The sequence below is a fragment of the Alcanivorax sp. S6407 genome, from assembly GCF_023016115.1.
Classification (GTDB): Bacteria; Pseudomonadota; Gammaproteobacteria; order Pseudomonadales; family Alcanivoracaceae; genus Alcanivorax.
Genome location: NZ_JALKBH010000004.1, coordinates 117,613 through 131,494 on the forward strand (window position 1 = coordinate 117,613; position 13,882 = coordinate 131,494).

The window sequence follows — 13,882 nt, forward strand, 5'->3', positions numbered from 1 at the left end:
TACCAACTTGTATACAAACAGGTGTGCTAACGAAATGATCGGCTGGACTCTCCAACAATGGCAGGCCGCCTACCGCAGCGGAGACCTCTCCCCGGTGCAGGCGATGAAACATTTGGCCACCGCATTGCACGACAGCGAACGTGCCCTGTGGATCCACCTGCTCGACGAGTCCTCCCTGATTGCCCAGGCCGAAGCACTGACCGACCCCTCGCTGCCGCTTTATGGCATTCCGTTCGCCGTGAAAGACAACATCGACGTGGCCGGCATGCCTACCACCGCCGCTTGTCCGGCTTTCGCTTACACCCCCGAAGAAGATGCCACGGTCGTGCGTCTGCTGCGGGAAGCTGGCGCCATCGTGGTCGGCAAGACCAATCTGGACCAGTTTGCCACTGGCCTGGTGGGCACCCGTTCGCCCTACGGCGAAGCCCCCAACCCGTTCAACCCGGATTACCTCAGTGGCGGCTCCAGCTCCGGCTCTGCCGTGGCGGTCAGCTCCGGGCTGGTGCCCTTTGCCCTGGGCACCGATACCGCCGGCTCCGGCAGGGTGCCTGCTGCCTTCACCAATACCGTTGGACTGAAACCCACCCGCGGCGCAGTCAGCACCAAAGGGGTGGTACCCGCTTGCCGGACCCTGGATTGCGTCAGCGTGTTTGCCCTGGATGTGAATGATGCTCTGAGCATCTACGACATCATCGGCCAGTTCGATACGGATGATGACTATTGCCGTGCTGCTCCAAGCCTGCAGAGCCATGGCCTGCCAGCACGGCCGAAGCTGGGCATCCCCAAGGATCTCCCCTGGTTTGGCGACAGCCATGCCAAGGCGTTGTGGGAGCGCAACCTGGCGGCCATGAGCGAAATTGCCGAGCTGGTACCGCTGGACACCATGGTGCTGCAGGATGCCGCCGCGCTGCTGTATCAGGGGCCCTGGGTCGCAGAGCGTTTTACCGTGACGGAGTCATTGCTACAGGAACAGCCGGATGCGCTGCTGCCCGTGATCCGTGACATTCTCGAGCCCGCAGCCAGCATCACCGCCGCCGACAGTTTCCGCGCCCAGTATCAGCTGGCCACACTAAAACGCCAGTCCGAACAATTGATGGCACAGGTGGATGCCCTGCTGCTGCCCACCACCCCCGGCATCTATACCCGCGCCGCGGTCAATGAAGATCCGATCACCCTGAACAGCCAACTGGGCACCTGGACCAACTTCGTCAACCTGCTGGACATGTGCGCCCTTGCCTTGCCCGGCGGATTCCGTGAAGACGGCCTGCCCGGCGGCATCACCCTGATCGGCTCCGCCTGGCAGGACCATGCGCTGGCCGAATTCGGGCAGCGCTGGCAGCACCACCTGCCCTGGCAGGCCGGTGCCACCGGGCAGATGCTTGCCTTGCCGACAGCAAAGGCCGCCAACGATGACACGGCAGACACCATTACTGTCGCCGTGGTTGGCGCCCACCTCTCCGGCATGCCGCTCAACAGCCAGCTCACCGAACGCGATGCCGTGCTGCTGGAAGCCACCCATACCGCGCCCTGCTACCAGCTCTATGCCCTGGCCAACACGGTGCCGCCCAAGCCGGGTCTGATCCGCAATGAAAAGGGACCAGGCGACAGCATTCCCATTGAACTGTGGCAAATGCCGGTGGCGCACTTTGGCAGCTTTGTCGGTTTGATCCCCGCCCCACTGGGTATCGGCAGTCTGGAGACCGTAGATGGTCGCTGGGTGAAAGGGTTTATCTGCGAACCCTGGGCCATCGATGACGCCACCGACATCACCGGGTTGGGCGGATGGCGCAATTACATCGCCCGGTTGAACAAGGAGAGTTCTGTTCCATGCTGAAGAAAGTCCTGATCGCCAACCGGGGTGAGATTGCCGTACGTATCTGCCGCACCCTGAAACAGGTGGGCATAGCGTCCGTGGCGGTATATTCCGACACAGACCGCAACAGCCTGCATGTCAGTGCCGCGGATGAAGCCGTGGCTCTGGGCGGTCAGACCGCGGCCGAGAGCTATCTGAAAAGTGATCTGATTCTCCAGGCCGCCAGAGACACCGGCGCCGATGCCATCATCCCCGGCTATGGCTTTCTTTCTGAAAATGCCGAATTTGCAGAAGCCTGCGAGGCCAGTGGCATTGCCTTTGTGGGACCGACCCCGAAGCAGCTTCGTGAATTTGGCCTCAAGCATGAAGCCCGGGCACTGGCTGAAAAGGCCGGCGTGCCTCTGGCGCCCGGCACCGATCTGCTGCAAAGCCTGGAAGAAGCCAAACAGGCTGCCAGCGACATCGGCTATCCGGTGATGCTGAAGAGCACCGCCGGTGGCGGTGGCATTGGCTTGTCACGCTGCAACGACGAAGCAGAACTGATTGCCGCTTTTGAATCCGTGAAGCGCCTGGGGGAAAGTTTCTTCTCCGACAGCGGTGTATTCATCGAACGCTTTGTGGCTCGGGCCCGTCACATCGAAGTACAGATCTTTGGCGATGGCGAAGGTTCGGTACTGGCACTGGGTGAGCGGGAATGCTCCCTGCAACGGCGCAACCAGAAAGTGGTGGAAGAAACCCCGGCACCGAATCTTCTCCAGGCGACCCGTGAAAAACTGCATGACAGTGCGGCCCGCCTCGGCCGTTCCGTCAAATACCGCTCTGCCGGCACCGTGGAATATATCTACGACGATGAGCGCGACGAATTTTATTTCCTTGAAGTGAACACTCGCTTGCAGGTGGAACACGGCGTGACCGAAGCCGTATTCGATGTGGATCTGGTGCAATGGATGCTGGACCTTGCCGGTGGCAAACGCCCGCCCCTGGATGCCAGCCACGCCTGTCAGGGCGCGGCCATGGAAGTGCGCATCTATGCCGAAGATGCGCTCAAGGATTTTCAGCCCAGCCCCGGTGAACTCACCGAAGTCTCCTTCCCGGACAACATTCGCCTGGACAGCTGGATCGATACCGGCACCCTGGTGAGCCCCCATTACGATCCCATGCTGGCCAAGGTGATTGTCCACGGCAGTGATCGCCATGAGGCCCTGAAGCACATGCAGGAGGCCCTGGCGTCCACACGCCTGTCCGGCATTGCCACCAATCTGGAATACCTGCGCCAGATCCTGCAAGACGACAATGTCATTGCCGGCACCGTATCCACCCGCTATCTGGAAACCTTTACTTTCGCCCCCACGGCATTCGAAATCCTCGAGCCCGGCACCTACACCACGGTACAGGATTATCCAGGTCGCAGCGGCTACTGGGATATCGGCGTGCCGCCCTCAGGCCCCATGGATGACTCTGCCTTCCGCATCGCCAACCGCATTGTCGGCAACCATGACAGTGCGGCCGGCCTGGAGGCGACACTGGTGGGCCCCAGCCTGAAATTCCATTGCGATACCGTAGTCGCCCTTGGTGGTGCCCACTGCGACGCCGAACTGGATGGCCAGCCCGTAGCGTTCTGGCAGCCGCTTTACGTCAAGGCAGGCCAGACCCTGAAAACCGGCAAGGTCGATAGCGGATGCCGTACCTACATTGCTGTTCGAAACGGCATTGATGTGCCCGATTATCTGGGCAGCAAATCCACCTTTGTTCTCGGACAGTTTGGCGGCCACGGTGGCCGCACCCTGCGCAAGGGCGATGTGCTCGCCATCTGCCAGCCGCAACTGGCCGGATGCCCGACACCGGCGCCTGTCGCCGATCCCCATCCCGTTGAAGACAGCCTGATTCCCGACTACCCCCAGCAATGGCAGATCAAGGTTCTGTATGGCCCCCACGGCGCGCCGGACTTTTTTACCGAAGAAGCCATCGAAGAATTCTTCAACGCCGACTGGCAAGTGCACTACAACTCAAACCGTCTCGGTATTCGTCTGGTCGGCCCCAAGCCCAGCTGGACGCGCACCAATGGCGGCGAAGCCGGACTGCACCCATCCAATGTTCACGACAATGAATACGCCATCGGCTCGATCAACTTTACCGGTGATTTCCCGGTCATCCTGACCAAGGACGGGCCCAGTCTGGGCGGCTTTGTCTGCCCGGTGACCATCGCCAAGGCGGAACTCTGGAAAGTGGGCCAGCTCAAACCGGGAGACAGCATTCGCTTCTCGCCGATCAGTTCCGCCGAAGCAAAAGCGCTGGAGGAAGCCCAGGATGCTTCCATCGAAAACCTGGGCCTGATCCCGGTTCTGCATCCGCAGATCCAGGATCACAGTGAGACCTTCACCTCCGCCACCATGCTCGCCGAGCTGGATGCCAGTGGCCATGTGCCACGCATCGTCTATCGCCAGGCCGGCGACAAATACATCCTCATCGAGTACGGCGACAACGTGCTTGATCTGGCCCTGCGCATGCGTGTGCATGCCCTGATGGAAAACCTCAGGGCCAGCCCGGTGAGCGGCATCCTGGAATTGTCCCCCGGGGTGCGAAGCCTGCAGGTGCACTACGATTCCCGGGTGATTGATCAACAGATGCTGGTGAAGCAACTGCTCGAACGTGAGCAGGTCATCGGCAGCGTCGATGACATGGTGGTCACGTCACGGGTGTTGCATCTGCCCATGGCCTTTGAAGACAGCGCCACTCTGGATGCCGTGAAACGCTATCAGGAAACCATCCGCAGTGACGCGCCCTGGCTGCCCAGCAATGCGGAATTCATCCGCCGCATCAACGGCCTGGAATCCATCGAACAGGTGCGCGACACCCTGTTCAGTGCCAGCTATCTGGTCATGGGCCTGGGCGATGTCTATCTCGGTGCCCCCTGCGCGGTACCGGTGGATCCACGCCACCGCCTGATGACATCCAAGTACAACCCGGCTCGGACCTACACCGCAGAGGGCACCGTCGGCATTGGTGGCGTCTATATGTGCATCTATGGCATGGACTCGCCCGGCGGTTACCAGCTGGTCGGCCGCACCCTGCCAATCTGGAACAAGCACCTGAAAAACAGGCAATTCAAGAACGGCGAACCCTGGTTGCTGAAGTTCTTCGATCAGGTCCGTTATTACCCGGTTAGCGAAGAAAAGCTGACCGAAATGCGCGACGCCTTCCGCCATGGCCACTTGGACATCGAGATCACGGAAGAGCCATTCAGCCTGGCAGAACACCGCCGGTTCCTGGCGGAGAACGCCGACAGCATTACCGCGTTCAACGAAAAACGTGACGCTGCCTACCACGAAGAAGTGGCGCGCTGGCAGAACGAAGAGGCCGCCGTGGAATCCGCCATGTTGGGCAGCAAGGTCGACATCGGCGAAGTGGACGGCCACCTGATCAGCGCCGAAATCAGCGGTAACGTCTGGAAGCTGCTGGTGGAAGAAGGTGCGGATGTGGAGGAAGGCCAGACCGTGGTGATTGTGGAAGCCATGAAAATGGAATTCGAGATCGTCGCCAACGCCTCAGGAACAGTCACCGGTCTGCATTGCAAACCCGGCGCCATCATCAATGCCGGAGACCCGGTACTGGTGATCAACACCGGCCATGCGGCCTGAACGGATTTCCGGAAACGATAATGAGCAGAGCCGCAAAGAAAACCGAGAACCTGGCTGAACGAATCTATCTGCAACTCAAGCAGGACATTTTCGATTTCCGCCTGATGCCGGGTGACCGTTTCAGTGAGAACGAAATCGCCGAGCGCATGGGCGTTTCACGCACCCCGGTCCGGGAAGCCCTGTTCCGGTTGCAACGTGAGTTCTACGTAGATGTGCTCTACCGCAGCGGCTGGCAGGTCAAGCCTTTCGACTTCAAGTATTTCGAAGAACTGTATGACGTGCGCACCATTCTCGAATGCGCCGCGGTGCGCAAACTCTGCGAACAAGGCACTGAACTGAGCAATCTGGACGATCTGGTAGCCCTGTGGTGTGTACCTGAAGAAGAGCGACTGGATCATGGCCCTACGGTGAGCGCCATGGATGAACGCTTCCATGAGCAACTGGTGGAAGCCGCGGGCAACAAGGAAATGGCGCGCATCCATCAGGATCTGACCGAACGTCTGCGCATCATCCGTCGCCTGGATTTCACCAAACCACCACGACTGGAAGCCACCTACAACGAACACCAGGCGGTGCTGGAAGCCATCCTGCATCGTCGCGTGGAGCAGGCGCAGATATTACTGCGCGCCCACATTGAAGAATCCCGTAACGAAGTACGCAAGATAACCGTGCACATGCTGCACGAGGCCAATGCCCGCAGCCAGCTGCAGGCGGTCGACAACTCAAAAGGTACTTCGGAGGGATAGGTCAGCAACCGAAAGGCTGCCGGCATTTTTGCCTGTATCAGCATGAAACAGGAAGTTCAGGACAGGGATAAACCAACTTCAAACGCAAGGGGAAACATCATGAGCTTTTCCAAATCCATGAAAAAACTGGCCGCCGGCGTTGTCGCCTCAAGCGCCATTGTCTACAGCGGTGCCGTCATGGCCGCCGACACCATCAAGGTAGGGGTGCTTCATTCCCTCTCCGGCACCATGGCTATCAGTGAGTCCACGCTGAAAGATACTGTTCTGATGATGATCGAGGAACAGAACAAGAAGGGTGGCGTCATGGGCAAGAAACTGGAACCGGTGGTTGTGGATCCGGCTTCCAACTGGCCGCTGTTCGCGGAAAAAACCCGTGAACTGATCACCAAGGAAGGCGTGGACGTCATCTTTGGTTGCTGGACCTCCGTTTCCCGTAAATCGGTACTGCCGGTAGTGGAAGAGCTGAATGGCCTGCTGTTCTACCCGGTACAGTATGAAGGTGAAGAATCTTCCAAGAATGTGTTCTACACCGGCGCCGCGCCGAACCAGCAGGCCATCCCCGCGGTGGACTATCTGCTCAACGACCTGGGCGTGAAGCGCTTCGTGCTGGCCGGTACCGACTATGTGTATCCGCGTACCACCAACAAGATCCTGGAAGCCTACCTGAAAGCCAAGGGTATCCCGGAAAAAGACATCATGATCAACTACACCCCGTTCGGTCATTCCGACTGGCAGTCCATCGTCAGCGACGTCAAATCTTTCGGCAGCCAGGGCAAGAAGACCGCCGTGGTATCCACCATCAACGGTGATGCCAACGTGCCGTTCTACAAGGAACTGGGCAACCAGGGCATCAGCGCCGAAGACATTCCGGTAGTCGCCTTCTCCGTGGGTGAAGAAGAACTGTCCGGTATCGACACTGCGCCGCTGGTCGGTCACCTCGCCGCCTGGAACTACTTCCAGAGCGTCTACAACGATGCCAACGAAGCCTTTATCGATCAGTGGCACGGTTTCACCGGCGACAAGAAGCGCGTTACCAACGATCCCATGGAGGCTACTTACATCGGCTTCAACATGTGGGTGAAGGCCGTTGAGAAAGCCAAGTCCACCGATACCGACAAGGTGGCTGACGCCATGATCGGCATCCAGACGCCCAATCTGACTGGCGGCATGGCCGTAATGAACGAAAACCACCACCTGTCCAAGCCGGTACTGATCGGTGAAATCCAGGACGACGGCCAGTTCGCCGTAGTCTGGGAAACCGATGGTCTGGTGAAAGGCGATGCCTGGTCTGACTTCCTGCCGGGTTCCAAAGACCTGATCTCCGACTGGACCGCACCGATCAAGTGCGGCAACTACAACACCAAGACCAAGAGCTGCGGCGGCGCTGCTGCCGAGTAAGGCTCCACCGACCAGAGCACTCCGGGCAATGCCCGGAGTGCCTGTCATATAAAAACATCGTGTACACAGTGAACGCCGGCGCAATCTCACGCCACTGACTGAAGGAAAGCCACCTTCAGCGTTTGGCCGCAGACATCAAACGTCAGGCTTTCACCTTTAACGCCCTGCAAGGAGCCCGTCATGGGTGACACATTCAGCCGAATACTGGCCGCATGTCTGCTGATCATGCTGACCAGTCTGAGCTGGGCAGAAGAGCTGCTGCCGGAAGAGACAGCGCCACCCCAGACGACAGAGGAAACGCCGGCGGAAGAGATCGCCGCGCCACTTTCCATTCAGGATATTCTCAACCAGCTGACCGAACGCAGCTTCGACATGAAAGAAGCCGCCATCCGCCAGCTGGCCGAGCAGGACAGCCCCCGGGTCATTCCCCTGCTTAACGCGCTGATGGAGCGCGAACTGGTTCATAACCGGGAAAACGACACCATTTCGCTGGGCCACAAGGCCGACGGCGAATGGCAACTGCTTGATCCCGTCAGCGAACAACCCATCGGCACCGTCAACAGTCGTGCTGCTCGCCCGGTGGTGATCAACAATCGTTTGCGGACCGTGATCAACAACCAGCTGGCGCTGTTTGCACTCAACAGTGACAACAGCGATGCACGCGCAGAGGCAGCTGAACAACTCATCGGCAATGATGATCCGGACATGCTCTCCGCCCTGCGCCTGCGCCGTGAAAGCGAAGACAATGCCCGGGTGATTGAACAGATCGATACGGCACTGAACATTGCCGCCCTGAGCAGTGATGACCTGACCACCCGTCTCAATGCCATCGACACCCTCTCCAGAAATCTGCATCCGGAAGTAAAAAACAGTCTTAACGACCGGCTACGCAACACCGAAGTCGATGCAGAAAAAGTCGCACTGGAAAAAGCGCTGGCGCGCATCGATGCGCGCATTGAAAACTTCCAGACCGCCGACACGATCTTCTTTGGCCTGAGCCTGGGCTCGGTACTGCTGCTGGCCGCCATCGGGCTCGCCATTACCTTTGGCGTGATGGGCGTCATCAACATGGCCCATGGCGAACTGATCATGCTCGGTGCCTACACCACCTATGTGGTACAGCAACTGTTGCCCAACAGTAATGAGTGGTCATTACTGATTGCCCTGCCGGCGGCCTTCCTGGTCTCCGCCGTGGTGGGCATCTTCATTGAACGCTTCGTCATCCGTTTCCTCTACGGCCGACCACTGGAAACCCTGCTCGCCACCTTCGGGGTCAGCCTGATCCTGCAGCAGGCGGTACGGGTGATTTTCTCTCCGCTCAACCGAACCGTGATTACTCCGGACTGGATGAGTGGCGCGCTGCAGATCAACCCGGTGTTCTCACTGACCTACAACCGGCTCTACATCATCTTCTTCGCGCTGGCCGTGTTCCTCGGCCTGCTGACCCTGCTGAAGAAGACCCGATTGGGTCTGCAGGTCCGCGCGGTCAGTCAGAATCGCACCACTGCACGCGCCCTCGGCATCCGCAGTGAGCGGGTCAATGCCCTCACCTTCGGGCTCGGCTCCGGTATCGCCGGCATTGCCGGTGTGGCGCTGGCACAGCTCACCAACGTGGGCCCCAACCTGGGCCAGAGCTACATCATCGATTCGTTCATGGTGGTGGTGTTCGGTGGCGTTGGAAACCTGTGGGGTACGCTGACTGCGGCCTTTGGTCTGGGCATTGCCAACAAACTGCTGGAGCCCATGGCAGGGGCGGTACTAGCCAAGATTCTGGTACTGATATTCATCATCCTGTTCATTCAGCGCAAACCCCGCGGACTGTTCCCGCAACGTGGCCGGGCAGCGGAGGAGTAATATGCGAGATTCCACTTTCAAGAGCGCACTCAGCGATCGCACCGCCAAGACCTTCATGGGCGTGCTGTTCGGTGCCACCCTGCTGGTGACGCTGCTCAACCAGATTTTCCCGCCGGATTCGGCTTTGCATGTGAGCGCCTACACGGTCACCCTGCTGGGCAAATACCTGTGTTATGCCCTGCTCGCTCTGGCCCTGGATCTGGTCTGGGGTTACTGCGGCATCCTCAGCCTGGGGCATGGCGCCTTTTTTGCTCTCGGCGGCTACGCCATGGGCATGTACCTGATGCGCCAGATTGGCGACCGCGGTGTCTACGGCAATGCCGAGCTGCCGGATTTCATGGTGTTCCTCAACTGGAGCGAACTGCCCTGGTACTGGCACGGCTTCGACCAGTTCTGGTTTGCCGCACTGATGATCCTGCTGGTGCCGGGCCTGCTTGCCTTCGTGTTTGGCTGGCTGGCTTTCCGCTCCCGGGTGACCGGGGTGTATCTGTCGATCATTACCCAGGCGCTTACCTATGCGCTGATGCTGGCGTTCTTCCGCAACGAGCTGGGCTTTGGCGGCAACAACGGCCTCACCGACTTCAAGGATCTGCTTGGCTTTTCGTTGCAGTCTGACGGTACCCGGGTGGCACTGCTGATGGCCACCGCGATCTCACTGGCATTTGCCTTTGTGTTGTGTCGCTGGATCACAGGCAGCAAGTTGGGCCGGGTGGTACTGGCAGTACGCGATGCGGAATCCCGCGCCCGTTTCATCGGCTACCGCACCGAGCACTACAAGCTATGGGTGTTCACCGCCAGCGCCATTCTTGCCGGCATTGCCGGGGCCCTGTACGTGCCACAAGTCGGCATCATCAACCCCGGCGAGTTCTCGCCGCTTAACTCCATCGAGCTGGTGGTGTGGGTGGCCGTAGGCGGACGCGCCACCCTTTATGGCGCGGTGATCGGTGCCATCCTGGTGAACTATGGCAAGACCGTGTTCACCGGCATCATGCCGGAAGCCTGGCTGTTCGCGCTGGGTGGCCTGTTTGTCGCGGTGACGGTCTTCATGCCCCAGGGTATCGTCGGCCTGGTAGAAAAACACTGGCCAACACTCAAGCAACGCTTCATGAAATCGGACAGCAATGATGACCGTCCCTCGGCACAAGGAGAACCCTCATGAGCGCCCTGGACAGTCTGCGAGAAACGTTTCGTCGCGATCAGGTGTTCGACTTCATGCGTCAGGGCACCCGTTCCGTATCGCCCGGCCAACTGGATGCCGGTGACGGCAAGAACATTCTCTACCTGGAAGATATCACCGTCAGCTTCGATGGCTTCAAGGCCCTCAACGATCTGACCATGTATATCAAGACCGGCGAGCTGCGTTGCATCATCGGCCCCAACGGGGCCGGCAAATCCACCATGATGGATGTGATCACCGGCAAGACCCGCCCCGACAGCGGCACCTGCTTCTTCGGCCAGACCCTGGATCTGACCCGGCTCAGCGAAACCGACATCGCCACCGCCGGCATCGGTCGCAAGTTCCAGAAACCTACCGTGTTTCCGGAACACACCGCGTTCGAGAATCTGGAACTGGCCATGCACGATGCCAAGGGTACCTGGCACTCCCTGTTTACCCGCATGAGCGGCGAACAGAAGAGCTGGATCGAGGAGACCCTGGCCCAGGTGGGCCTGCTGGAAGACCGCGACAAGGTGGCCGGGCTGCTTTCCCATGGCCAGAAGCAATGGCTGGAAATCGGCATGGTGCTGATGCAGAAGCCCCAGCTGCTACTGGTGGATGAACCCATCGCCGGCATGACCCGCCAGGAAGTGGAACGTACCGGTCAGCTGCTGCAAAGCCTGGCTGGCAAGCACTCCGTGGTGGTGGTCGAACACGACATGGAATTCATCCGCTCCATCGCCAGCACGGTCACCGTGCTGCATCAGGGCAGCGTACTGGCCGAAGGCACCATGGATCAGGTACAGAATGATCCGAAGGTGATTGAGGTTTATCTGGGTGAATAAAAACAGCTACGAGCCATGAGCTTCGAGCTTGGAGAAAACCACTGATTAATCCTGGTTTTCCTGTTAGCTCAAAGCTCGCAGCTCGCAGCTTTTTACGGAGTAACAACCGTGTTGAAACTGAACAACGTCAACCAATACTACGGCGAATCCCATACCCTATGGGATGTGGACCTGGGACTCACCAAGGGTGAGTGCCTGTGTGTGATGGGCCGTAACGGGGTGGGCAAGACTACCCTGTTGAAAACCATCATGGGGCTGCTGCCGGTGAAAAGCGGCAGTATCGAATTTTCCGGTGAGGACTTTGCCAAACAAGCCGCCGAAGAACGTGCCCGTGCAGGCATCGGCTATGTCCCACAAGGACGCGAGATCTTCCCGTTGCTGACCGTGGAAGAAAACCTTGAAACCGGTTTGCAGGCGCGTCCCGATCGCAGCAAGAAAATCCCCGACCGCATTTATGAGCTGTTTCCGGTGCTTCATGAAATGCGCAATCGTCGCGGCGGTGACCTGTCCGGCGGCCAGCAACAACAGCTGGCCATAGGCCGTGCCCTGGCGCTGGACCCGAAACTGCTGATTCTGGATGAACCCACCGAAGGGATTCAGCCCAACATCGTCGACATGATCGGTCGCGTCATCAAGACCCTCAACAAGGAAGAAGGTCTGACCGTGCTGCTGGTAGAGCAGAAGCTTCACTTTGCCCGCGCCTGCGCCGACCGCTTCGCCATTCTCGATCGTGGCAGCAAGGTGGCAGAGGGGGCGATGGGGGAGCTGGATGATACGTTGATCAAGGAGTTTTTGACTGTTTAGCCGGCGGTGATTAGTTAACAGTTAACAGTGAATAGTTAACAGCTAAAACCAGATGGGCTCCCTCGGCGATTCGTGCTGTAGGAGCCCATGCTTGCATGGCGATCACTTCAGCATCGGATCGAAAGCCGGACATTCCAGAAACCGGTACTCCCCCACGGGTTGTCGTCCGGCCTCGGGCGTCTGGCTTCCAGCGTTTTATTGATCTACATCAACAGGCAGGCATTCCCGGCTTCAGGGAATCTGGCAGCCCGCTAGAATGGCCGGCCGCTCATAGCCTCCATCGTTCATCATGTCTGAATCACTGCGCGCTCCGGAACTGCTGGCCCCTGCTGGCACGCTTACCCATCTTCACTGTGCTTTTGCTTACGGTGCCAATGCGGTCTATGCCGGGCAGCCCCGTTACTCCCTGCGGGTGCGCAATAACAGTTTCAAGGACGTGGAAGCACTGGCCGAGGGCATCCAGCAGGCCCATGAATATGGCGGCAAGTTCTACCTGGCTTCCAACATCTCTCCGCACAACAACAAGGTACGTAGCTACCTGCGTGACCTGGCACCGATCATCGAGCACCGTCCCGATGCCCTGATCATGTCTGACCCCGGCCTGATCATGCTGGTGAAAGAGCGTTGGCCGGAACAGGAAATTCATCTCTCCGTGCAGGCCAATGCGGTGAACTGGGCGACGGTAAAATTCTGGCAGCAACAGGGCATCAGCCGGGTAATTCTGTCACGGGAACTGGGACTGGAAGAGGTAGCAGAAATTCGCCAGCAGGTGCCGGACATGGAACTGGAAGTATTCGTGCATGGCGCCCTGTGCATGGCCTATTCCGGCCGCTGCCTGCTTTCCGGTTACATGAATCATCGCGATGCCAACCAGGGGGCCTGTACCAATGCCTGCCGCTGGCAATACGACACCATCGAGCATGAACAGGATGGCAACGGCGACCTGATCCCGGTGAGGAAAGAACCGCACCGGGAGCTGCTGCTCGAATCCCCCAATGAGCCGGGCCAGTTCATTCCGGCTGAAGAAGATGAACACGGCACCTACATCATGAACTCGAAGGATCTGCGTGCAATTCAGCATGTGGAAGCCCTGACCCGTATGGGCGTGCACTCACTGAAAATCGAAGGCCGCACCAAAAGCCCCTATTACGTGTCGCGCACCACCCAGATCTATCGCCGCGCCATCGACGATGTGGTGGCCGGCAGCCCCTTCGACATGCAGCTGATGGATGAACTGGAGGCACTATCCAATCGCGGATATACGGAAGGATTCTTCCGCAGGCATCCCCCGCGGGAATACCAGAACTACGAACAGGGCACTTCTCTACTCGGTACAGAACAAGTCTGTGGAGAAATTCTCGATAGTTCGGACCAGTGGCTGACCATTTCGGTGAAGAACCGTTTCCAGGTGGGCGACGTCATGAGCCTGATCAGCCCGCAAGGCAATCACCATTTCAGCCTCAGAAAAATGGAAAGTCGCACCGGCGCAGCCATCGACACGGCTCCCGGCAGCGGCCACGTGGTTCGCATCCCCAAGCCTGAGCACTTCGTCCCCGGTCCCTGGGTCTTCCTGACCCGCCACACGGCACCTCGCTAGACAGCATCGTCTGCAACTCGCACACTGCGCC

9 protein-coding genes are annotated in these 13,882 nt (G+C 59.0%); all 9 read left to right on the forward strand.

Going from position 1 to position 13,882, the window contains the following annotated elements; translation table 11 throughout:
- Positions 1–34 precede the first annotated feature (34 nt).
- The 9 genes from atzF to yegQ all read left to right on the forward strand — a co-directional run bounded on the left by atzF (position 35) and on the right by yegQ (position 13,851).
- Positions 35–1,834 carry an allophanate hydrolase gene (gene atzF / locus MWU49_RS10405; protein WP_246971688.1) on the forward strand — a complete coding sequence of 600 codons (1,800 nt, stop codon included), beginning with the start codon at positions 35–37 and terminating at the stop codon, positions 1,832–1,834.
- Entirely contained in the window at positions 1,828–5,451 is a 3,624-nt protein-coding gene (gene uca, locus MWU49_RS10410; protein WP_246971690.1) for an urea carboxylase, read from the forward strand. The genes atzF and uca overlap by 7 nt, the downstream gene beginning before the upstream one ends.
- Before the next feature lie 20 nt (positions 5,452–5,471).
- On the forward strand, positions 5,472–6,197 hold the full coding sequence (locus MWU49_RS10415) for a GntR family transcriptional regulator (RefSeq protein WP_246971693.1): 726 nt from the start codon (positions 5,472–5,474) through the stop codon (positions 6,195–6,197).
- Between the two features lie 99 nt (positions 6,198–6,296).
- Positions 6,297–7,595 carry an urea ABC transporter substrate-binding protein gene (urtA, locus tag MWU49_RS10420; RefSeq protein ID WP_246971712.1) on the forward strand — a complete coding sequence of 433 codons (1,299 nt, stop codon included), beginning with the start codon at positions 6,297–6,299 and terminating at the stop codon, positions 7,593–7,595.
- A 180-nt stretch (positions 7,596–7,775) separates the two neighbouring features.
- Positions 7,776–9,449: an urea ABC transporter permease subunit UrtB gene (gene urtB / locus MWU49_RS10425; RefSeq protein ID WP_246971715.1), complete on the forward strand. Its 1,674-nt coding sequence runs from the start codon at positions 7,776–7,778 to the stop codon at positions 9,447–9,449.
- Position 9,450: 1 nt separating this feature from the next.
- Positions 9,451–10,608, forward strand: a complete 1,158-nt coding sequence (urtC, locus tag MWU49_RS10430; RefSeq protein WP_246971718.1) for an urea ABC transporter permease subunit UrtC — start codon at positions 9,451–9,453, stop codon at positions 10,606–10,608.
- On the forward strand, positions 10,605–11,450 hold the full coding sequence (urtD, locus tag MWU49_RS10435) for an urea ABC transporter ATP-binding protein UrtD (RefSeq protein WP_246971730.1): 846 nt from the start codon (positions 10,605–10,607) through the stop codon (positions 11,448–11,450). The genes urtC and urtD overlap by 4 nt, the downstream gene beginning before the upstream one ends.
- A 108-nt stretch (positions 11,451–11,558) precedes the next feature.
- Positions 11,559–12,254: an urea ABC transporter ATP-binding subunit UrtE gene (gene urtE, locus MWU49_RS10440; RefSeq protein WP_246971738.1), complete on the forward strand. Its 696-nt coding sequence runs from the start codon at positions 11,559–11,561 to the stop codon at positions 12,252–12,254.
- A 289-nt stretch (positions 12,255–12,543) separates the two neighbouring features.
- The gene (gene yegQ / locus MWU49_RS10445) at positions 12,544–13,851 is read left to right on the forward strand and encodes a tRNA 5-hydroxyuridine modification protein YegQ (RefSeq protein ID WP_246971743.1); all 1,308 of its coding nucleotides are present in this window, start codon (positions 12,544–12,546) and stop codon (positions 13,849–13,851) included.
- The last annotated feature ends 31 nt before the right edge of the window (positions 13,852–13,882 follow it).

Bases quoted from the DNA above. Each gene is read 5' to 3' on its own strand.
- atzF (WP_246971688.1), top strand. From the start codon at position 35: ATGATCGGCTGGACTCTCCAACAATGGCAGGCCGCCTACCGCAGCGGA.
- uca (WP_246971690.1), top strand. From the start codon at position 1,828: ATGCTGAAGAAAGTCCTGATCGCCAACCGGGGTGAGATTGCCGTACGT.
- MWU49_RS10415 (WP_246971693.1), top strand. From the start codon at position 5,472: ATGAGCAGAGCCGCAAAGAAAACCGAGAACCTGGCTGAACGAATCTAT.
- urtA (WP_246971712.1), top strand. From the start codon at position 6,297: ATGAGCTTTTCCAAATCCATGAAAAAACTGGCCGCCGGCGTTGTCGCC.
- urtB (WP_246971715.1), top strand. From the start codon at position 7,776: ATGGGTGACACATTCAGCCGAATACTGGCCGCATGTCTGCTGATCATG.
- urtC (WP_246971718.1), top strand. From the start codon at position 9,451: ATGCGAGATTCCACTTTCAAGAGCGCACTCAGCGATCGCACCGCCAAG.
- urtD (WP_246971730.1), top strand. From the start codon at position 10,605: ATGAGCGCCCTGGACAGTCTGCGAGAAACGTTTCGTCGCGATCAGGTG.
- yegQ (WP_246971743.1), top strand. From the start codon at position 12,544: ATGTCTGAATCACTGCGCGCTCCGGAACTGCTGGCCCCTGCTGGCACG.